The sequence below is a fragment of the Flavobacterium sp. LC2016-23 genome (assembly GCF_009674775.1).
Classification (GTDB): domain Bacteria; phylum Bacteroidota; class Bacteroidia; order Flavobacteriales; family Flavobacteriaceae; genus Flavobacterium.
The window spans coordinates 68,162-88,755 of the sequence record NZ_WKKE01000019.1 but is presented as its reverse complement, the minus strand read 5'-3'; the positions used below and the strand labels follow the sequence as shown (position 1 = coordinate 88,755).

Sequence of the window (20,594 nt, the reverse complement as noted above, 5' to 3'; positions counted from 1 at the left end):
AGCCTCTTTTTTTTGATCTCAATTACATTTTATCTTTTTCATGATCTTTCATTTTATTCTGATGATCTTTTTGAATCACTCCCCATTTTTTATATTGATCGGAAGTCAGAATAGCTTTCATTTTGGCATCTGTAGCTTTGCGATCTTCTTTCATTTGTTTTTTCATGGCGTCTTTTTCTGCATCAGTTGGTGGTGTACCAGCCTCTTTTCGGCTTTTTTTCAGCATTGCCATTTTGGTACTTCTGTCAGCTAAAAGTTCACCCACTTGTTTTTGCTGATCCGCATTGAGATTTAGTTCAGTCGTTAATTTTTGCAAATGCGCCTGATCACGTTCCTGTGGCGATTTCATCTCTCTTTTGCCTTTGTGTTTATGATCGCCTTCGTGTTCTTTTTTCAGAGCCGTCCATTTGGTGTACTGATCGGCATTTAAAATAGCTTTCATTTTAGCATCGTTTGCTGCTTTTTCAGCTTTCATTTGTTTTTTGAATGCTTCTCTTTCCTCGGCAGTAGGTTTTACTTTGCTGTCTTTTTTAGCATCTCTGAACTTTTCTGCTTTAGCACTTCTTTCGGCCAGTAATTGTTTTACCTGCTCTTGTTGTTTTTTATCTAAAGTCAATTCAGAAGTCAGTTTTTGTAAATGTTTTTCATTACGCTGTTCCGGAGTTAATTTTTCTCTTTGATCACGTGCAGTTTTCTGATTGATGTCTTGTGCAAAAGTTACTATTCCAACGAATAATAAAGCTGCAATAAATAATTTTTTCATAATTCGTTTTTTTAAAGAGTTATATCCATTAGACTTCAATAAGTTTGCTAAGTTTAATCAGATTGTGTGATTTATCTTTTAATTAACAGAAAGTATTAAGGAAAGCATAATAGTATCTGAAATAAAAAAGAAGCTATTGAAGCCTCTTTTTGTGTACTATAATTAGTTATTTTCGTCTTTGCGTTCTCTGATTTTTTCTCTGATCTTATCTTTTCTTTCTTCCTGAAGAGACGTCCATTTTTTATATTGGTCTGCATTCAGGATCGCTTTCATTTTGGCATCATTTGAAGCCACTTCTTCGTCCATTTGTTTTTTGAAAGCCGCTCTTTCTTCCGCAGTAAGTTTTACATTACTCTCTTTTTTTGCTTTACGGGTTTCTTTAAAAGTTTCCGCCTTAGCGCTTCTTTCTGCCAACAATTGTTTAATCTGGGTTTGCTGATTCGCGTCCAGATTCAATTCAGAAGTCATTTTCTTTAGTTGCTTTTCATTACGCTGCTCCGGCGTCATTCTCTCTTTGTGATCACGTGCAGGTTTTTGCTCGGTGTCTTGTGCAAAACTGGCTAGTCCAACGAATAGCATAGCTGCGATAAATAATTTTTTCATGATTTTGTTTTTTAAGTTTATGTCTGTTAGACTTTGTAAAATTGGTTAGGTTTAATGGGTTGGTATGATTTATAAAATTTTTAACAAACTGGAAATCATTAATTCAGCTATTAAATGACTTTTCTTTCGGAAAAATTCAGAATTAATCCTTAAATTTAATAAATTATAAATGCAAATAAAAACTGACAATATGAATTCATTAGCATGGGTAAAGGGAAGTAAAATTGCTTTTTTTTCGACACAGCCTTACGATAAAACTTTTTTTAATCAATACAATGAATTTGGTTTCGAATTGGATTTTTTCGACACACAGCTCAATCCGCAGACTGTCACTTTAATTCAGGATTGTAGTATTGTCTGTGTTTTTGTAAATGATATTGTCAATGAATCGGTCATAAAACAATTGGCAGAAAAAAACGTGAAAATTATAGCTTTGCGTTGTGCCGGATTTAATAATGTAGATTTAGAAGCTGCTAAAAAATATAACTTAAAAGTCTGCCGCGTTCCTGCCTATTCGCCTCAGGCAGTGGCAGAACATGCTATGGCGATGATTTTAACCTTAAACAGGAAAACGCATAAAGCGTATAACAGAGTCAGGGAACAGAACTTCTCGTTAAACGGATTACTGGGTTTTGATCTGTACGGAAAAACAATCGGAATTATTGGAACAGGAAATATCGGAAAGGCTTTCGCTAAAATCGCTTTAGGATTTGGATGCAAAGTATTGGCTTATGATATAATAACCAATCCGGAAATGGAAAAAGATGGGGTTCTTTTTGCCGATTTAAATACTATTTTTAAAGAAAGTGACATTATTTCGCTCCATTGCCCTTTGAACGGCGAAACTAAACACATAATAAATGAAAGCTCCATTGATTTGATGAAAAATCATGTGATGATTATCAATACAAGCAGGGGAGGACTGATCGAAACAGCTGCAGTAATTGAAGGGTTGAAAGAAGGAAAAATTGGCTACCTTGGAATCGATGTGTACGAGCAGGAAGAAAAACTCTTCTTCAGGGATCTTTCAGCAGATATTATTCAGGATGATGCGATTCAGCGTCTGATGAGTTTTCCAAATGTTTTGGTCACGGCCCATCAGGCTTTCTTTACCAATGAAGCTTTGACACAGATTGCTTTGGTTACTTTCAATAATATAAAAGCACTGCTGACAGAAAATGATATCGAGAATAAAGCAGCTTTACTAGTCTAAAAGCTTGTAACGATTAGAAACCCGACAGGTTTTTAAAACCTGTCGGGTTTAACAAACGTAATGTTGAGAACTTAAAATAGAAAATTATGAAAAATACAATTTTAATGGCATTTGTGATTCTGGGAATGATTTCATGCCAAAACAAGGATAAAAAAGACGAACCAAGCATAATAAAAACAATTGCCGAAGACACCTTGTCTAAAACAGCTGCGGGAACTGCTGATGTCAGTGACGCTGCTCCAAAAGAGGATAAAGCAGTCGAAGTGATTCGAAAACAACTAAATATTCTATTAAAGAAAGACTTACCGGCAATGACAAAAGACGACCGGTTTTTTTATTATGATGCTTTCGATCTGAATAATGATAAGAAAACCGAATATTTCGTTGGTTTCTCGAATCCTTATTTTTGCGGAAGCGGAGGCTGTTCCGGTTATATTCTAAACAATGACGGAAGTGTTATCAATTCTTTTACCGTAACCGATTTTCCTATTCTTGTAACTACTTCGGTAACAGAAAAATTCTATGATCTTATATTTGAGACCGGAGGAAAATTTCATTTAGTAAAATTCAAAAACGGTAAATATCCTTCCAATCCATCTGTTCAGGAAAAATTAAAAGGTGATGTTCCAAAAGAAAGCACTAAGGTTTTGGATATCCAGGAAAAGAAATTAGAGAAGTATTCGTTTTAAAAAATAAACCCGACAGGTTTTTAAAACCTGTCGGGTTTGAATTTTATTGTTGCAGTATTTTAGAAAGTGTTTTAGGATTTCGGCGATTATCCCAAAATGCGATGACAATTAATTCGTTAGGATTAATTTTATAAAAAATATTGTAATGTCCTAATGTTGAGGTACGAATATTTGGGAAATCAGTTTTAATATAGACATCGGGATTATTTACCAGAAAATTAACTCTTTGACTAATTTCTGTAACAAGTTTTTTCGAGTAAGTTGTTGATTTATTTCTTTTGTTCCAATAAACAAGTATCTTTCTTCTTTGAAGAACAGCAGTATTAGTCCAGATTATTTTGACAGCCATTCCAGGTCTTCTTTGTCTAAATCTTCCTGAGATATAACTCTGCCGTATTTTATATCCTCCTCGCTTTCTTTAAGCATATCCAATTCGTATTGTTCAAATTCATAGACTTCAGAAGTGTCTGCATTTTTTAGGAGATTTCTAATCTTTTCAAGTAAACTTAAATCTTCAATGTTTTTAAGTTTATTAAATATTTCTAATTTTATCTCTAAAGCTCCCATATAACATAATTTTAAAATCAAAGTTATGGAAATTATACGAAAAAACCCGACAGATTTTTAAAACCTGTCGGGTTTGAATATCATTAAATCCCAGTTTTGGAATTTGGAATTTCTAAATTTGGAATTTTAAAATTACTCTGTAAGTTCCACAAATTTAAACTCACCTTCAACAGCCACTTTTGTCAAACCATGTTTAGATAAATTTTTCATAGACGCATCCCATTTTTTGCCGCTTAAATTAGCAGTAATTTTTAATTGCTGAAGATCCATTTTATTTTCATTTCCTTTCAATAAATCTACAATAAATTTTTCTTCATCAGAAAGTTCTATCGACGCTTGTTTTTTCTCCGGACGCATTTGCGGGAACAATAAAACTTCCTGGATAGAGGCGTTATTGGTTAAATACATAATCAGACGGTCCATTCCAATTCCCATTCCGGAAGTTGGCGGCATACCATATTCAAGCGCTCTTAAGAAATCTTCGTCGATGATACCATTTGCTTCATCATCCCCCTTTTCAGACAGACGCATCTGATCTTCAAAACGCTCACGCTGATCAATCGGATCATTTAATTCAGAATAGGCATTTGCTATTTCTTTACCGCAAACCATCAATTCAAAACGTTCTGTAAGTTCCGGGTTGTCACGGTGTTCTTTACACAAAGGAGACATTTCTTTAGGATAATCGGTAATGAAAGTAGGCTGAATGTAATTTCCTTCACATTTCGCGCCAAAAATTTCATCAATCAGCTTTCCTTTCCCCATTGTTTTATCAACGTCAATTCCCATTCCTCTTGCTGCTTCAAATAATTCCTCTTCCGTTTTCCCCGAAATATCAAATCCGGTAAAATGCTTGATAGAATCCGTCATTGTTACACGGGCGTAAGGCGCTTTAAAGTTAATTTGGTGTTCGCCAAAAGTAACCTCACTGGTTCCGTTTACGGCAATAGCACAGTGCTCCAGTAAACCTTCAGCAAATTCCATCATCCAGTTGTAGTCTTTGTAGGCTACATATATTTCCATGGCGGTAAATTCAGGATTATGCGTTCTGTCCATTCCTTCATTTCTAAAGTTTTTAGAGAACTCATAAACACCTTCAAAACCACCAACAATTAATCTTTTTAAGTACAATTCGTTCGCAATACGCATGTAAAGCGGAATGTCAAGCGAATTATGATGCGTTATAAACGGACGCGCCGCAGCACCACCGGCAATGGGCTGTAAAACCGGAGTTTCCACTTCAAGATAACCGGCATCATTAAAATAACCACGCATAGCGGTAAACAACTTGGTACGTTTGATGAAGTTTTCTTTAACTTGTGGATTCACGGTTAAATCTACATAACGCATTCTGTAGCGTAATTCAGGATCGTTAAACGCATCGTGTACATTTCCTTCCTCGTCTACTTTTGGCAAAGGAAGCGGGCGTAACGTTTTGCTTAAAAAAGTAAATCCGTCAACGCGAATACATTGTGCACCAACTTTCGTAGTAAACAATTCTCCTTCGATACCAATAAAGTCACCTAAATCGGTTAATTTTTTAAATACGGTGTTGTACAACGTTTTATCATCACCTTCACACAAAACATCGCGGTTTACGTACAACTGTATACGGCCTTCGCTATCCTGCAATTCAGCAAAACAGGCTTTTCCCTGATCTCTCACACTCATCAAACGTCCGGCAACGATCACCTTCTTACCTTCTTCAAAAGACTCCTTAATTTGCTTAGAAGTATGATTTACAGGAAAAAGATTAGCAGGATAAGGATTGATTCCTAAGTTGCGTAAGTTTTGAAGTTTCTCTCTTCGGATGATTTCTTGTTCAGATAAGGCCATTATATACTGTTTTTTAAGTGTGCAAAGATAAACAAAAGAATGTAGATTTCAGAATGCAGTTTTTAGATTTTTTGCAGCAGTATTTTATCGTATTTCAACCGCCTTTTGTCCCGCTATCCACTAAATCTTTTTTTGCAGAAAAAGCAAAAAAAGGATATCGTTTCTATCGGGGCTATTGCGGAAATTTTAGTTTTTAAAAGACGTTTTGGCTGGATCGGTTATTAATATTTCGTTTAAAAATTAGCTGTAAGGAATTAAGCAAAAACCTCATTATCTTAGCCATTCAAAACCTCAGAACTTTTCAGGAAAAAATGAAATACATTTCACTGTCAATAATAGTAATTCTGTTAACAAGTTGCCAGATTACCGAAACGATTCATCTAAACGCAGATGGGAGCGGAAGCATTGAAGTCGTTACTTTTCGGGACGAAAACAGTTACATGCAACTCGCGGGTGAAAATTATTCCAGAGAAGAAGAATTTCAGGATACCACTTATGTTTTTAGTGAGTATATCAAAAAATACAACGAAACATTTTTAAAATATACGCCCGAAGAACAGCAGTTATTTCAGCAATATGCCAATGTAAAAGTGCATCTCAGGAAAAGTTCTTTCGAAAAAGAGTTTCGCGATGTGTTTTCACTTCAGTTCAATAAAATTTCAGAAGTTCCCGACTTGTATAAAACCGAAAATTATGCAGATGATATCCGGTACAACTATGCCTTAACAGCCGAAAACCATTATTATAAAGTGGCTTACGCTTTTGACGGGAAAGTTTTTAAACGCCTGGTTGCTGTTACAAATGAAACTGAATTTCAAAAAGCAAAAGAGGAATTTAAAAAGATTGATCCCAAATATGCTTCCTTAAAACTCACACAGCTTTATACGTTAAAATACCATTTTCCCCGAAAAATAAAATCAGTTTCAAACCCAAAAGGAATAATAAGTTCAGATAAAAAATCAGTTGCGGTAGAATTTCAACTTTCGGACTGTCTGCAAAATCCCGAAAGTACAAGTCTTGAAGTAGTTTTGGAATAAAGTAGCGAAACAATTAAAAATACTCTTCGTATCTTTGAGGAAAAATAAACCACGATGAAATTATATAAATTACTTACTTTTTCTTTTTTATTCGCAGCACTTACAAGCTGTACTTTCACAGAAAATATTTATGTAAACGATAACGGAGCCGGAAAATTTTCTGTAGACATGGACGGTTCATCTCTAATGGCGATGGCCGGTGACCAGATTGGAACCCAGATGGGCGCTGAAGCGAAAAAAGATATTGATTCAACATTTACCTTCAAGCAATTATTTGCAGCAAAAAAAGACAGTATTGCCAAGCTTTCCCCGGAATCCCAAAAAGAGCTAAAAAAAATAGAAAATTTTGTCGTTCATACCAAAATGAGCAGCGAAAAGAAGGAGTTTCTGATGACGCTTTCTACCGATTTTAAAAACGTAAATGAACTCCAGGATATTTTGCAGACATTAAGTACTTTTCAGAAATTGGAGCAGGGCGGAAGTGCTGCTGCGGCAAGTCCTTTTGGGGGTAATTTCGGGAATAATAACAGTAAGTTAAGTTATGCCTATAACGGAAAGAAATTTACCCGTACGGCAGTTGTTGACCAGCAAAAAGTGGCTGAAAAAGCAAAAGATACGACGGCTGATATGTCTAAAATGATTTTTTCGTCGTCCAATTATATCTTAAAATATCATTTCCCGAAAAAAATCAAAAAGGTCTCTAATCCGGACGCTTTGTTTAGTGAAGACCGAAAAACAATTACAATTCAATACCCTTTTACGGATTATATGGAGAATCCCGCCAAACTTAACTTTGAAGTAGAGTTTGAAAAATAATAAAAATGAATAAAAAGATTCAACTTCAGGATTTAGGAAATAAAGATTATAAATCGACATGGGAATATCAGGAAGAACTTTTTAAGGATATTGTCGACTTAAAAATAAAAAACAGAAGAGAAGAGCTCGATTTGCCAACACCCAATTATTTGCTGTTTGTAGAGCATCCGCATGTGTATACTTTAGGCAAAAGCGGTGATTTTGAAAACCTGCTTTTAAACGAAAAACAGCTCGAAGCGAAAGGAGCAACTTTTTATAAAATCAATCGTGGTGGTGATATTACCTATCACGGACCCGGACAGATTGTGGGTTATCCCATTTTAGACCTGGAAAACTTCTTTACTGATATTCATAAATATTTGCGTTTTCTGGAAGAAGCTATTATTCTGACATTGAACGAATATGGTCTGGAATGTGGACGAAGCGAGGGTGAAACGGGAGTTTGGCTGGGTGCCGGAACTCCGTTTGCGAGAAAAATTTGTGCCCTTGGTGTCCGTGCTTCACGCTGGGTCACCATGCATGGATTTGCCTTAAATGTCAACGTTGATCTGGGTTATTTTGACAATATCATTCCGTGTGGTATTCGCGGAAAAGGAGTGACTTCTTTACAGGTAGAATTAGGCGTGGAAAAGGTGGATGAAGATGAAGTAAAAGCTAAAATCCTGAAACACCTGACTCATTTATTTGAAGCTGAATTTATTCACGAATAATATATCTAAACGAAAGAGAATGAAAGATTCTGAAGAAAATAACAATTACAGAATTGCTGTTTCTTCAGAATTTGATACTGTGTTTTCCCATTTCTATTTTGCTGAAAATAAAACAGCTTTTCCCGTAATAAAAACGTTCCTGCCCAGTTTCCAGACCATACTGGTTTTTACTTTTGGTGGAAATGTATCTTTAAAATCACAGCAAAACAATATTCTTCAGATTGAAAAATGCCTTGTTCTAGGGCCAATAAAGCAGGCTTTCGACTATACTTTAGAACCCGATTCTGAAATTCTGGTAGCCAATTTTAAGGAAGATGCCTTTTACAGGTTTTTTGGAAATGCACTTTTAACACATTCTTTGCCGATTCATCCGGACGCTCTTCTTGCTGAAAATTGTTTTAGTGCTTTATGGGAAGAACTGAAAATAATTCCGGACACACGGGATCGCGTAAATTACGTCCTGGATTTTTGTAGACCTTATTTAAAAGAGCAAAATACTATCACGGCACTTTTGGCGGATTTTAAGGATGAAAATCTAAATCCGATCAAAGCAATTGCTTCCAGAACCAACCAGACAGAACGGAATATTCAGCTGAACCAGAAGAAATTTTTTGGGTATACCGTAAAAGAAATCAGTCGTTATGAGCGCTTTTTAAGAGCGGTTGAGCAAATCCAAAAGAATACACAGACCAATCCAAAAATAGACTGGCTCACCATTGTAGATGATTGTGGGTATTACGACCAGAGCCAGCTGATACATGATTTTAAACACTACATGAATTTGTCTCCGACAAAATTTTTAAAATTCCAACAAGATATCTGTAGTGCTAAGGATTTTTAGTTTGTTTGAATTTCGTAACTTTGCGAAATGGACAAGACAGAAACTATAGAAGATTTTTATCGTACCAAACTCAATTTTATGCCTGATAACCTTAAAAAGGAAATCGGACATTTTAATGTATTTGAGTTGGATGATTTTATGGGGTGCAGTGCAAAACCAATTCCGTACAGCCGTAAGGATTATTTTAAAATCAGTTTGATCATTGGTAAAAACAGGGTTCATTATGCCGATAAGATTGTAGAGATCGAAGAGCAGGCTTTGTTCTTTGCCAATCCCCAGATTTCTTATAACTGGGAACAGTTAGAAGAACATCAGACCGGTTTTTTCTGTGTGTTTACGGAAGCTTTTTTTCATCAGTTTGGGAATTTAAAAGAATATCCGGTTTTTAAACCAAACGGAAATTTTATCTATTCAATTGACAAGGAACAGACCGAGAAAATCAAATTGATTTACAGGCAGATGACGGAAGAAATCAATTCTGATTACGCGTATAAATACGATGTGCTGCGCAACCTGGTTTTTGAATTGATTCACAGTGCAATGAAAATGCAGCCTGCCAATCTTTCTGTAAACCAGCACTCTAATGCTTCAAACAGAATTTCATCCTTGTTTCTGGAATTGCTGGAAAGGCAGTTTCCGATCGAAAATTCGAGACAGCGTTTTACATTGCGTTCTGCAGCAGATTTCGCCAACCAATTGACGATTCACGTGAATCATTTAAACAGGGCTTTAAAAGAAACCACTCAAAAAACCACCTCAGAAGTTATAGCGGAACGTCTTTTACAGGAAGCCAAGATTCTTCTGAAACACACCGATTGGAATATTGCTGAAATTGCATATAGCTTAGGATTTGAAGAGCCGACGCATTTTAATAATTTTTTCAAAAAGAATATTCAGCTTACACCACGACAATTTCGGACTATTTGAATTTCGTAAGTAATGGTTTGAATTTTGCTATCTCTGAACTGTACTTCCGGCCTAATTTTGTCTTGTCATTAAAACAATATAAATTATGGAAACTAAAAAAGTATGGTTTGTAACAGGAGCCTCAAAAGGGTTGGGTTTAATCTTGGTTCAGAAACTATTAGCACAAGGGTATAATGTTGCTGCAACTTCAAGAGATATCAATTCATTAATTAAAGAAGTTAGTGCACCATCAGATCAGTTTTTACCTTTAGAAATGGATCTTGTAACGGAAACCAGTGTTCAGGATGCAGTTGCCAAAACCATTAGCCATTTTAAAACCATAGATGTTGTGGTAAACAATGCCGGTTATGGACAGATTGGTACGCTGGAAGAACTTTCAGACGAGGAATCAAGACGAAATTTTGATGTAAATGTTTTCGGTTTGCTCAATGTGATCCGCAACACAATGCCTCATTTCAGGGCAAACAGATCGGGACATTTCTTCAATATTTCTTCCATTGGAGGATATCACGGAGGTTTTCCGGGCTGGGGGATTTATTGTTCAACTAAATTTGCCGTATCGGGTCTGACAGAAGGTTTACAAGCTGAGGCCAAAGCTTTCGGAGTAAAGGTAACGTTGGTTTATCCGGGTTACTTCAGAACCAGTTTCTTGTCTGCGGATTCTATGGGGCTGCCTAAAAATCCGATTGCGGATTATGAAGAAGCACGTCAGTCTGTATTGGCACATCAAAATGAAATCAATGGAAATCAGCCCGGAGATCCTGAGAAAGCGGTTGAAGCTTTAATTCAGATCAGTAAGGAACAAAATCCGCCATTACATTTGTTTTTAGGGGAGGATGCCTACAATATGGCAAATGCCAAAATTGAAGAGGTCGAAGCAGACTTAGAAGCCTGGAAAGCGATGACAATTGCAACAAACTTTTAATACATTAAAATTTCAAAAAAATCCCTGATCACTTCGACAGGGATTTTTTTGTTTGAGATGATTTCAGCATTTCGTTTTCTTACAATTGTTCCTGAAAGCTGCGTTTTACATTTGTCCTGTTAATCTTTAAAACATAAAAACATGAAAAATTTAATCATTTATGCGCATCCCAATTCAGGCAGTTTAAATCATTTTTTTAAACAAACTATTATAGAAACTCTTCAGGAATCAAATCAGGAAATTGAGGTTCGTGATTTGTATGAAATCAGTTTTAATCCGGTTCTTTCTTTAAATGATATGAGTGGACAACGAATGGGAAAAGTGGCTGATGAAGTAAAAAAAGAGCAGGATTTTATTGCATGGGCAGACCGCATTATTTTTGTTTACCCGATTTGGTGGACCGGAATGCCGGCTATTATGAAAGGGTATATTGATCGTGTTTTTAGTTACGGATTTGCCTATCGGTACGATCAGGGAATTCAAAAAGGTTTGTTTACAGGAAAAAAAGCAATTATTGTAAATTCACACGGAAAATCTAATGCGGAATATGAAGCAATGGGCATGGATAAAGCTTTGGCCCTGACTTCAGATACCGGAATTTTTAAGTATTGCGGTTTTGAAATTCAGCAGCATTTTTATTTTGATAAAGCTGACAGGGCTTCCGCTGAAGCTATCGAAGATTGGAAAAATCAGCTTGAGATGTCTTTTAAACTAAACGATGAAGTTTCTGTGATATAAAGCGAGCTTAGAAAATATAAAAAGTATTTTTTCAGGAACCGGAGTTTTACATGGGTGACAAATTATAGAAGTGTTGTTCTTTTTGTAATGTTTTTATATTAAATTTGGTTGTATGCTTTTAATAGCAATTTTAACGGAATATAAATTAATGACTTATGAGAAAAATCTACTTCCTTTATTTCCTTTTTATGCTGAATGGTCTTTTTGCTCAAAAGAAAGATAAATTAAATCCGATTGTGGTTTATGAAAAAGTATGGCAAGAGCGCAATAGTGATGCAAGGTTAAAAGTAATCAAAACAATCTGGCTGGACGACAGTACTTTTGAGGATCCTTCGGCTTCTATAAAAGGAACCGTTGCATTGAATAATGTGATAAATGAATTTTATAAAAAATATCCTGATGCAGTATTGACATCTGGTGCAAAGGTGGTAAAAGACAATTATGTAACCTGGGACTGGAAAATTCTGGATTCAAAAAATAAACTTATAATGTCGGGTCGTGATTTTGCCAGGTTAAACGGCAAAGGTCAGGTGAGTAAGATTATCGGTTTCTGGAACCCTGAAGCTACTTTGTCGGAAGCTGATATTTTAAAAAATATTGAAACTGAAAATTTGAAAGTGGTTGCGCAATATTATGAAAGCCTCTTTAAAACCAGGGATTTTACAACCATGGCCAGCTTAATTGAGCCAGGTGCCATTTATTATCAGGCAGAAGGATTGCCATACGGAGGAACTTTTACAGGTTTTGAAGAATGGACTAAAATGTATGCAAAATCAGCTGAATTTTTTGAATTGCAGATAGATAAGGAGCCTCTTTATTTTAGTGACGCTTCAAAAAACGAAGTAATTATTTATTTTACCATAAAGGCCAAAGCGAAAAAATCAGGTAAAACGCTTTCAATGCCTGTTTCCGAGCATTTTGATTTGAAAAACGGAAAAATTACCACAATCAGGCCCTTTTATTATGATACAAAACAATTTGCCGAATTTCTGAAAAGTAAAAAATAATAAATACTGTAGAAACAAAAGACTTATCCAATGGATAAGTCTTTTGTTTTACAGGTCTAAACTCAGTTGTTCCGTAAGAAGCCTGAAGCTCATTCGATGGTATTGGGTCGGGCCGTATTTTTTAATTGCTTCACGATGTTCTTTGGTCGGATATCCTTTGTTCTTTTTCCAGTTATACATCGGGAATTCTTCGTGAATCCGATCCATGTATTCGTCACGGTAGGTTTTTGCCAGAACAGAGGCGGCAGCAATACTCAGGAATTTAGAATCCCCTTTGATGATACTCTGGCTTGGAATAGATTTTAATAATTCTATTTCGATGGCCGAAAATTGTTTTCCGAAAGTATTTTTCAAACCTAATTTTGCATTTAAGGCCCGATTACCATCCACAATAATAAATTCAGGAACCTGATTAAGCTTCAGGATAGATTCCTGCATTCCTTTCATAGAAGCGTTCAGAATATTAATTTCATCAATTTCGTTTGGATGCAAATGCGTGACAGCAAAACAAACGGCATGTTCTTCGATAATGGGTTTTAATTTTTCTCTGGCTTTTTCAGACAATTGTTTGCTGTCATTTAAGAATTCATTGCTAAAATCGGGTGGTAAAATGACGGCCGCGGCAGTTACCGGACCTGCCAAACAGCCTCTTCCGGCTTCATCGGTGCCGGTTTCAAAAATGAATCCTGAGAAATTTCTTTCAAGCATAACTTTGATGGAGTGATTACGATGACAAATATCAGAATACTTTTTAAAACAGTGTTGTTTTTGTCAATATTTTAAAAAGGTGCCTGTATTTTGAGTTTTTTGTAAAATGTAGTTTCTTTTTTTTGGACTTAAATAATTAAGAGGCTTTGGTGTTAAAATCTGTTAAATTTGTTTGTATAAAAAATATATTTTTTTTGGACTTTTTTTATGAATAACACATGTTTAGGGGAGAAAAAACAGTAATTATCAATCAAGTGTTAAGCTTACATTAAAAAAAAATAACTTTAACAGTAGAAAATGTTTGTTATTTTAAGAAATAATTAAGAAGTTTGCTAGATACTAATTCAAAATAAATTCAAATGAAATTAAAATTACAATGGATCTTTACACTCTTAGTAGTGTTGTCTGTGCAGTTTTCTTTTGCACAAGAACGAGTTATTACCGGAGTCGTTTCTGGTGATGCAGGAGTTATTCCAGGAGTAAACGTTGTTGTCAAAGGAGCAAAAACCAGTGCTCAAACAGATTTCGACGGAAGTTATTCTATTAAAGCAAAAACAGGGGACGTTCTTGTGTTCTCTTACGTAGGTATGTTGGATTTAACCGCTACAGTGGGAACAGCGTCTACATTAAATGTTACATTACGTGAATCTCAAAAAACATTAGATGAAGTAGTAGTTGTTGCTTACGGTAAACAAAAAGCAAAAGCAGTTGTTGGTTCGATCTCTACAATAGGTTCAGAAGTACTACAAACGCAGCAAACTTCAAGTGTTTTGACTGCTTTACAGGGTAGTGTATCGGGTGTTAACATTATTTCAGCGGGTGGTATGCCAGGAGAAAATCCGGTTATCCGTATTAGAGGTGTAGGTTCTATTAATGGTTCTAATGAACCTTTGATCGTATTAGACGGAGCTCCTTTTGGAGGTAACTTAAATACCATCAGTTCTGACCAAATTGAAACAATCACTGTTTTAAAAGATGCCTCTTCAACAGCGTTATACGGTTCAAGAGCATCAAATGGAGTAATTTTGATTACTACAAAAAGAGGAAAATTGAATTCTGCACCAAGAGTTAGTTTTACCACACAAGTTGGTTTTGCTGACAATGCGGTTAACTTGCATAATATGGTAGGTTCAGATGAGTACGTTAAACTAAATTGGGAGGCTTTAAGAAATACCAACCAATATGTTAATAATCAGGCTCCGGCACTTGCAGGTACAAATGCATCAAACGCATTAGTTTCCAGATTAGGATATAATCCATACACAGTAGCTCAGCCTGTGGATGCCAATGGAAATTTGGTTACGACTACTAAAAAATGGGACACTAATTGGGAAAAGGAAATCTTAAATGATGCTGCCGTTAGAAAAGAACATACAATATCTGTTTCCGGAGGTAGTGATAATACGAAGTATTTCTTTACATCTAATTATTTGGGTCAGGAAGGAAATGTTAAGACTTCAAAATTCGAACGTATTACAACACGTTTAAGTCTTGATTCAAAAGTAAATGACTGGTTTAAAATTGGTGGTACGATGTTTTACTCTACTTCTAATCAGAATTTCCCTTCACAAAGTGGTTCAAGTTTTCAAAGTGCTATTCAGTGGATTTACACAATCCCATCCATTTATCCGGTATACAGAAGAGATGGTAATGGTGATTTAGTTACTGATGGTAAGGGACAACCTATTTTTGACTACGGAGGAGGAGTACCGGGTCAGGCTGTAAATGGAACAAGACCACAATTGAACAATGAGAATGCTTACGGTTCGTTATATAAATACAAAATATCGTATAAGCGTGATAATTATACAGCAAATGCTTACGCGGAATTTACATTGGCGAAAGATTTAACTTTTAAAACAAATTTTGCTTATGATAAATATTTATATGATTCTTATAATTATGCCAGTAACGAGGTGGGTTATGCTTCAAGTGTTGGAGGTAGAATTACTCAGGACAGAGATATTACAACCGCTACTACTGTAACGAATAGTTTGAATTACAAGAAATCTTTTGGAGATCACAACTTCTCTGCAGATGTACTTCAGGAAGCGTATAAATTTAAAATTGATGCGTTCGGGGCTCAGGGAGAGAAATTTTTACCGGGTGTTACCTGGCTAAGTGGAAGAACAAACCCTACCGATGTATCGGGAACCATAAACGAAGAGAGAATCTCAAGTTATTTGGCACGTTTGGCTTATAACTACAAAGAAAAATATTTTGTTGAAGGATCTTACAGAAGTGACGGTTCGTCCAGATTTGAGCAAGGGGAAAGATGGGGTAATTTTTATTCAGTAGGAGGATCATGGTTAGTATCTGAAGAAAACTTCTTAAAAGATAATTCAATACTGAGCGAATTAAAACTAAGAGCCTCTTATGGAGAATTAGGTAATAATAAAACTCAAGACGTTAATGGAGATACCTATTTCCCTACGAAACAATTATTTGAGACAGGATATAATGAAGGAGACAATTCCGGAGTTGTTCTGGGTGATGCTGTAGATCCATTTCTTTCATGGGAGAAAACGGCTTCTACTGACATAGGGGTAGATTTCGGTTTGTTTAATAACAGAATAACTGGTACTGTTGATTATTACAACAAAAAATCTGTGGATTTAATTTATAGAAAACCTTTGACAAATTCAACAGGTTATCCTAATGGTGTTGTAACTAATGTTGGAGCTCTTAGAAATTACGGATGGGAATTTTCATTAAGTTCCAAAAACTTTAATACACCAAACTTTGTTTGGACAACCAGTTTGAATTTCTCTTTTGCTAAAAACGAAATTGCTGAATTGACGCAGTCAAGTTTTACTAATGGAAATAAAAGATGGGAAGTTGGTAGATCTTTATTTGACTTTTACATACAGGAATGGGCAGGTGTAGATCCGGCAACAGGTTATGGAATGTGGTATAAAGATGTATTAGGAGCAGATGGGAAACCAACAGGGGCAAGAGAGACTACCAAAACATATGCTCAGGCTACAAGATATTATTCAGATAAAACATCTTTACCGGATGTGACAGGTGGTTTTACCAACTATTTCAGATACAAAAATATTGATATGAACATTTTGTTCAACTTTAGTTTTGGATCATATGTATACGATAGTACCTATGCGGGATTAATGGAAGGATATAAATCTTCCGGTAGAGCAGTATCTACAGATATTGAAAACCGTTGGCAAAAGCCCGGGGATGTTACAGATGTTCCTTTGTTGCTGGCTTCTAATAATGATTTTAACAGTCAATCGACTCGTTTCTTGTATAAAAATGATTATGTTAGGCTTAAAGCATTAAACTTTGGATATAACTTTCCAACAACATTAATTGAAAAAGTAAAACTTACTAAATTAAGATTGTATTTTCAGGGCGATAATTTGGTGACCTTCCAATCTCATAAAGGAATTGATCCTGAACAAGATTTTAATGGAGCTACAAATAGCAGATCCTACAATTTAAGAGTAATTTCTTTTGGCCTTAATTTAGAATTTTAAAAGATATATATATGAAAACTTTAATTTCAAAAATTTTCATTGCCGTAATGGCATTGTTTATAATGGTGGGGTGTAGTCAGGAATTTCTTGAGGAACCCAAACCAACATCGGGTGTTAGTGAGGATGTGGTTTTTGGCTCAAGAGAAGGTGTTGAGGCTTTTATCTCGGGAATTATTAGACAATTTAGAGGTCAGTATACAAGTACCGATGCTGCAGGGCTTAACTCTATCTTTTTTGCACGTAGTGTGAAAGGAAATGATTTAATTCAGGAAAATACCTGGTTTACCTTTGACTATGCCAATGACAATCGTGAGCCAACATACAGAAGAACAACGTTTACTTGGAACTATTGTTTCTACATGATCAATCAGGCAAATGTTTTAATTGCTGGTGTTGAAGAAAGTACTGCGCTGGCTCCGGCCGATAAAATAGAATTAGCTGCTAACGGTTACGCTTTGAGAGCTTTTTTCTACCACCAGTTAGTTCTGGATTTCTGTCCTACTTATTCGGCAGATGTAAATTTTCCGGCACCGCCTATTTATACAGTTACTTCTAAAGAAGGACACCCAATGTCTACAGTTGGAGAAGTGTATAAGCTTATTGTAGATGATTTGACAAAAGCTGTGGCCGGTTTAACGGATGACCGTTTAGGTAAATCGTACATTAATAAAGCAGTTGCAAACGCAATGTTAGCTCAGGTGTATCAGGTAATGGGGAACTGGGCAGGTGCAGAAGCAGCAGCTAAAGCGGCTTATGGAGGTGATCCTGAAGCAGTATTAGATGCAGCAAGCTACCGTTCCGGATTTGATGATATCGAAAATATAGAATGGATTTGGGGTAGTGCACAAAGATCAGATCAGTCGAACTACTATTATAATGCACCGGCTTCTATGACAGATCACCTGACTACATCTTATTCTGCTACTTATATCAACAGAGATTTTGTAGCTTTGTTCTCTCCAACGGATGTTAGAGGTTATTTTCAGAAAAAGAGTGCTTCTATAACAAATCTTAACGATTACAGATATTGGATCACTCGTAAATTTACTTTTACTTTTGAAGGCGATAACGCTATTTTCAGAACTCCAGAAATGATTTTGATTGAAGCGGAAGCAAAAGCAAGATTAAATGACTTTACCGGAGCACATGATTTGCTTTACACGTTACAACAAGACAGAGATGTAAATGCTGTTAAATCGACTAATACCGGAGCTGCTCTGATAGAAGAGATTTTGGTAGAAAGAAGAAAAGAACTTTATGCTGAAAATGGTGTAGAGTGGTTTGATGCAAAACGTTTAAGAAGAGGGATTACCAGAACGGGTAACCACAGAATTGGAGCTGCTGCTAATTTAACAGCTGATGATAAGAAATTTTTCTTAAAAATTCCTCAGGCTGAAATTGACTCTAACCCATTTATCGAGGATGCTGTAAATGCAAACAGATAAGTAATAGTATAAAATTTTTTAAAAGCTGGGCCTGATTTATTTCAGGCTCAGTTTTTTTTTGACAATACCTGATTTAGATTTCTTTCAGAGGATTTTCAAAATATTTCACCCTTGTCTGTCGTTTCCTTTAGTAGTGTTGGTTTTTCTCTGCTATCTTTACGTTGCAAACTTATAATATGTTTTTTTATACGTTTTTATCTTTTACCTTTGCTTCGTAAATTTTTGCCGAAATAATTATATATAAAGTGATCACATGAGAATATTCTTTTTTTTATATCTATTAGTAGTGCCTGCGGTATTATTTTCCCAGGAAAAAAATACTTCTAAAAGCAATTTGGATATGAATACAAAATATTCAAGTATCACCGACACCGTAAAAAAGAAAAAAGCTAAAATTGCGACCATCGATCAATATCAGATTATTACGCTGGAGCATGATACCACTTATGCAGATACTTCATTAACATTAAAAAGTGCTTACAAACAAAATTACCTCAGAAAGGATAATTTCGGACTTTTGCCCTTTTCGAATATCGGACAGACCTATAATACGTTACAATATAGCTTAACTGAATTCTCACCTTATCCTGAACTGGGTTTTAAAGGAAAGCATTTTAATTTTCTCGAAGCAAATCAGATTCCGTATTACTCTGCAGCAACCCCTTTTACAGAACTGTTTTTTAATACGACAATCAATAAAGGGCAAAACGTAGATTCTTTTATTACATTAAATACTTCAAAAAACCTTAATTTTTCTATCGCTTACAGAGGGTTGCGCTCAGAAGGAGATTACATCAATCAGTTGGCAAGTACAGGGAATTTCAGGTTTACGACAAGTTATTTTACCACTGATAAAAGATATGTCTTAAAAGCACATTACACCTATCAGGATATCTTAAACGAAGAAAATGGCGGGATAACAACACCCGAAGATTTCGAAAGTGGCGATAAGAATTTCAACAATCGCCAGCGATTACAGGTGTATTTAACAGATGCCAAATCCTTTTTAAAAGGAAGACGTTTGTTTTTTGATCATGCTTTCAGGATTAATCCAAAAGAAGGAAACAATAATTTGTACGTGACACATCAGTTCAATTATGAAAACAAATTTTACGAATACAATCAGGCCACTGTTACTTCTACCGTAGATAACCAGTCTGTAAACCGGTTTGGAAATTCGTATGTAACAAGTGGAATAAACGATCAGACGCATTTTGAGAAATTATACAACAAAGCAGGTCTGGCCTATGAGAACTCACTTTTAGGAAAATTCAATTTCTTTATAGACGATTACAGATCGAACTATGAATACAACAGGGTCATACTGGATCTAAACGGACTTGTTGCCATTCCTAATAATCTGTACAGGCAGATTAACAATGTGGGTGGGCAATATGAATATGAGAAAAATAAATGGAAAGGTCGGTTTTTATATTCAAGATCCATCACCAATCAGTCACTGTCTGATTTAGACGCGAAATTAAGGTATACTTTAAATGATAAAATTAAATTTGATTTCAGATATCAGAACATTAATAAACTGCCTAACAATAATTACAACTTATATCAAAGTAGTTTTATAAAATACAACTGGTCGAATGACTTTAAAAATGAAAAAATAAATTCAATTAGCGCCAATGTTTTTACTCCCTGGTTAAATGCTGAAGTTCAATATTCAGTTTTAAAAGATCATTTGTATTTTGAAGATGTTTCAAATGCTGCAGAGATCGCTGCTCAGACACAAATTGTAAATCCGGCCCAATATGGTAATGCGATCAATTATTTGTCTTTAAAAGCTAGCCGTGAGTTTAAATTTGGACGATTTGCATTAGACAATACCCTTTTATACCAAAAAGTAGATCAGTCGGATTTAATTTTGAATGTTCCTGATTTTGTCACCAGAAATACATTTTATTATTCAAGTCACTTTTTTAAGAAAGCATTATACATTCAGACCGGAATCACATTGAATTATTTTACCGAGTACTATGGTAATTCTTATAATCCGGTTGTCGGGGAATTTTTTGTTCAGAATGATAAGAAAATTGGAAATTATGCCAACTTCGATTTCTTTGTGAATGCCAGAATTCGTCAGACCAGATTCTATTTAAAAGCGGAACACTTTAATGCTGCTTTTGCTCCGAATAATTATTACTCAGCTCCTGATAATCCATATCGTGATTTTACCATCCGATTTGGTTTAGTTTGGAATTTCTTCCAATAAAAAACGGGATCTGTTTGAATTTTAAACCAAATATTAAATTTAGATAAA

The 20,594-nt window shown here is 35.3% G+C and carries 19 protein-coding genes; 13 read left to right on the top strand and 6 right to left on the bottom strand.

What is annotated here, in order from left to right; translation table 11 throughout:
- Positions 1-22: 22 nt before the first annotated feature.
- Positions 23-763: a hypothetical protein gene (locus tag GJU43_RS23105; RefSeq protein ID WP_229655069.1), complete on the bottom strand. Its 741-nt coding sequence runs from the start codon at positions 761-763 to the stop codon at positions 23-25.
- Between the two features lie 162 nt (positions 764-925).
- Positions 926-1,366: a hypothetical protein gene (locus GJU43_RS16755; protein WP_154342107.1), complete on the bottom strand. Its 441-nt coding sequence runs from the start codon at positions 1,364-1,366 to the stop codon at positions 926-928.
- A gap of 190 nt (positions 1,367-1,556) precedes the next feature.
- On the opposite strand from GJU43_RS16755, the gene GJU43_RS16750 reads away from it, so the two are divergent.
- Together GJU43_RS16750 and GJU43_RS16745 are read left to right on the top strand one after the other, a co-directional pair.
- Positions 1,557-2,579, top strand: coding sequence for a 2-hydroxyacid dehydrogenase (locus GJU43_RS16750; RefSeq protein ID WP_154342105.1), 1,023 nt, complete (start codon positions 1,557-1,559; stop codon positions 2,577-2,579).
- 86 nt (positions 2,580-2,665) lie between these two features.
- Positions 2,666-3,268 (top strand): hypothetical protein, encoded by a 603-nt coding sequence (locus GJU43_RS16745; RefSeq protein ID WP_154342098.1) that lies wholly within the window; start codon positions 2,666-2,668, stop codon positions 3,266-3,268.
- Between the two features lie 43 nt (positions 3,269-3,311).
- Here the strand turns inward: GJU43_RS16745 and GJU43_RS16740 are convergent, their stop codons facing one another.
- The 3 genes from GJU43_RS16740 to lysS all read right to left on the bottom strand — a co-directional run bounded on the left by GJU43_RS16740 (position 3,312) and on the right by lysS (position 5,671).
- A complete protein-coding gene (locus GJU43_RS16740; protein WP_154342096.1) occupies positions 3,312-3,617 on the bottom strand; it encodes a type II toxin-antitoxin system RelE/ParE family toxin in 306 nt (101 codons plus the stop codon).
- Complete coding sequence (locus tag GJU43_RS16735; protein ID WP_154342094.1) at positions 3,602-3,835, bottom strand: hypothetical protein; 234 nt, start codon at positions 3,833-3,835, stop codon at positions 3,602-3,604. Before GJU43_RS16735 ends, GJU43_RS16740 begins: the two co-directional genes overlap by 16 nt.
- A 132-nt stretch (positions 3,836-3,967) precedes the next feature.
- Positions 3,968-5,671: a lysine--tRNA ligase gene (lysS, locus tag GJU43_RS16730; RefSeq protein WP_154342092.1), complete on the bottom strand. Its 1,704-nt coding sequence runs from the start codon at positions 5,669-5,671 to the stop codon at positions 3,968-3,970.
- Positions 5,672-5,982: 311 nt separating this feature from the next.
- Between lysS and GJU43_RS16725 the strand changes: the two genes are divergently transcribed.
- The 8 genes from GJU43_RS16725 (at position 5,983) to GJU43_RS16690 (ending at position 12,672) form a co-directional block, all read left to right on the top strand.
- Positions 5,983-6,708, top strand: coding sequence for a hypothetical protein (locus tag GJU43_RS16725; RefSeq protein WP_154342090.1), 726 nt, complete (start codon positions 5,983-5,985; stop codon positions 6,706-6,708).
- A gap of 54 nt (positions 6,709-6,762) precedes the next feature.
- Entirely contained in the window at positions 6,763-7,524 is a 762-nt protein-coding gene (locus tag GJU43_RS16720) for a hypothetical protein (RefSeq protein ID WP_154342088.1), read from the top strand.
- Positions 7,525-7,529: 5 nt separating this feature from the next.
- Positions 7,530-8,234 carry a lipoyl(octanoyl) transferase LipB gene (lipB, locus tag GJU43_RS16715; protein ID WP_154342086.1) on the top strand — a complete coding sequence of 235 codons (705 nt, stop codon included), beginning with the start codon at positions 7,530-7,532 and terminating at the stop codon, positions 8,232-8,234.
- 19 nt (positions 8,235-8,253) lie between these two features.
- Entirely contained in the window at positions 8,254-9,075 is an 822-nt protein-coding gene (locus tag GJU43_RS16710) for a helix-turn-helix domain-containing protein (RefSeq protein WP_154342084.1), read from the top strand.
- Positions 9,076-9,102: 27 nt separating this feature from the next.
- On the top strand, positions 9,103-10,002 hold the full coding sequence (locus GJU43_RS16705; protein ID WP_154342082.1) for an AraC family transcriptional regulator: 900 nt from the start codon (positions 9,103-9,105) through the stop codon (positions 10,000-10,002).
- 85 nt (positions 10,003-10,087) lie between these two features.
- Positions 10,088-10,927, top strand: coding sequence for an SDR family NAD(P)-dependent oxidoreductase (locus GJU43_RS16700; RefSeq protein WP_154342080.1), 840 nt, complete (start codon positions 10,088-10,090; stop codon positions 10,925-10,927).
- A 141-nt stretch (positions 10,928-11,068) separates the two neighbouring features.
- Positions 11,069-11,665 carry an NAD(P)H-dependent oxidoreductase gene (locus GJU43_RS16695; RefSeq protein ID WP_154342078.1) on the top strand — a complete coding sequence of 199 codons (597 nt, stop codon included), beginning with the start codon at positions 11,069-11,071 and terminating at the stop codon, positions 11,663-11,665.
- A gap of 155 nt (positions 11,666-11,820) precedes the next feature.
- Positions 11,821-12,672 carry a nuclear transport factor 2 family protein gene (locus GJU43_RS16690; RefSeq protein WP_154342076.1) on the top strand — a complete coding sequence of 284 codons (852 nt, stop codon included), beginning with the start codon at positions 11,821-11,823 and terminating at the stop codon, positions 12,670-12,672.
- 48 nt (positions 12,673-12,720) lie between these two features.
- On the opposite strand, the gene GJU43_RS16685 is transcribed toward GJU43_RS16690, so the two are convergent.
- The gene (locus GJU43_RS16685) at positions 12,721-13,380 is read right to left on the bottom strand and encodes a ribonuclease HII (RefSeq protein WP_154342074.1); all 660 of its coding nucleotides are present in this window, start codon (positions 13,378-13,380) and stop codon (positions 12,721-12,723) included.
- 359 nt (positions 13,381-13,739) lie between these two features.
- Between GJU43_RS16685 and GJU43_RS16680 the strand changes: the two genes are divergently transcribed.
- The 3 genes from GJU43_RS16680 (at position 13,740) to GJU43_RS16670 (ending at position 20,546) form a co-directional block, all read left to right on the top strand.
- A complete protein-coding gene (locus GJU43_RS16680; RefSeq protein WP_154342072.1) occupies positions 13,740-16,877 on the top strand; it encodes a TonB-dependent receptor in 3,138 nt (1,045 codons plus the stop codon).
- 11 nt (positions 16,878-16,888) lie between these two features.
- Positions 16,889-18,322 carry a RagB/SusD family nutrient uptake outer membrane protein gene (locus GJU43_RS16675; RefSeq protein ID WP_154342070.1) on the top strand — a complete coding sequence of 478 codons (1,434 nt, stop codon included), beginning with the start codon at positions 16,889-16,891 and terminating at the stop codon, positions 18,320-18,322.
- A gap of 253 nt (positions 18,323-18,575) precedes the next feature.
- Complete coding sequence (locus GJU43_RS16670; RefSeq protein ID WP_154342068.1) at positions 18,576-20,546, top strand: putative porin; 1,971 nt, start codon at positions 18,576-18,578, stop codon at positions 20,544-20,546.
- The last annotated feature ends 48 nt before the right edge of the window (positions 20,547-20,594 follow it).

Excerpts from the sequence above, each read along its gene's own strand:
- GJU43_RS16735 (WP_154342094.1), bottom strand. The coding sequence starts at position 3,835 with ATGGGAGCTTTAGAGATAAAATTAGAAATATTTAATAAACTTAAAAAC.
- GJU43_RS16685 (WP_154342074.1), bottom strand. The coding sequence starts at position 13,380 with ATGCTTGAAAGAAATTTCTCAGGATTCATTTTTGAAACCGGCACCGAT.
- GJU43_RS16680 (WP_154342072.1), top strand. The coding sequence starts at position 13,740 with ATGAAATTAAAATTACAATGGATCTTTACACTCTTAGTAGTGTTGTCT.
- GJU43_RS16675 (WP_154342070.1), top strand. The coding sequence starts at position 16,889 with ATGAAAACTTTAATTTCAAAAATTTTCATTGCCGTAATGGCATTGTTT.
- GJU43_RS16725 (WP_154342090.1), top strand. The coding sequence starts at position 5,983 with ATGAAATACATTTCACTGTCAATAATAGTAATTCTGTTAACAAGTTGC.
- GJU43_RS16720 (WP_154342088.1), top strand. The coding sequence starts at position 6,763 with ATGAAATTATATAAATTACTTACTTTTTCTTTTTTATTCGCAGCACTT.
- GJU43_RS16755 (WP_154342107.1), bottom strand. The coding sequence starts at position 1,366 with ATGAAAAAATTATTTATCGCAGCTATGCTATTCGTTGGACTAGCCAGT.
- lysS (WP_154342092.1), bottom strand. The coding sequence starts at position 5,671 with ATGGCCTTATCTGAACAAGAAATCATCCGAAGAGAGAAACTTCAAAAC.
- GJU43_RS16700 (WP_154342080.1), top strand. The coding sequence starts at position 10,088 with ATGGAAACTAAAAAAGTATGGTTTGTAACAGGAGCCTCAAAAGGGTTG.
- GJU43_RS16750 (WP_154342105.1), top strand. The coding sequence starts at position 1,557 with ATGAATTCATTAGCATGGGTAAAGGGAAGTAAAATTGCTTTTTTTTCG.
- GJU43_RS16670 (WP_154342068.1), top strand. The coding sequence starts at position 18,576 with ATGAGAATATTCTTTTTTTTATATCTATTAGTAGTGCCTGCGGTATTA.
- lipB (WP_154342086.1), top strand. The coding sequence starts at position 7,530 with ATGAATAAAAAGATTCAACTTCAGGATTTAGGAAATAAAGATTATAAA.
- GJU43_RS16745 (WP_154342098.1), top strand. The coding sequence starts at position 2,666 with ATGAAAAATACAATTTTAATGGCATTTGTGATTCTGGGAATGATTTCA.
- GJU43_RS16690 (WP_154342076.1), top strand. The coding sequence starts at position 11,821 with ATGAGAAAAATCTACTTCCTTTATTTCCTTTTTATGCTGAATGGTCTT.
- GJU43_RS23105 (WP_229655069.1), bottom strand. The coding sequence starts at position 763 with ATGAAAAAATTATTTATTGCAGCTTTATTATTCGTTGGAATAGTAACT.
- GJU43_RS16705 (WP_154342082.1), top strand. The coding sequence starts at position 9,103 with ATGGACAAGACAGAAACTATAGAAGATTTTTATCGTACCAAACTCAAT.
- GJU43_RS16710 (WP_154342084.1), top strand. The coding sequence starts at position 8,254 with ATGAAAGATTCTGAAGAAAATAACAATTACAGAATTGCTGTTTCTTCA.
- GJU43_RS16695 (WP_154342078.1), top strand. The coding sequence starts at position 11,069 with ATGAAAAATTTAATCATTTATGCGCATCCCAATTCAGGCAGTTTAAAT.
- GJU43_RS16740 (WP_154342096.1), bottom strand. The coding sequence starts at position 3,617 with ATGGCTGTCAAAATAATCTGGACTAATACTGCTGTTCTTCAAAGAAGA.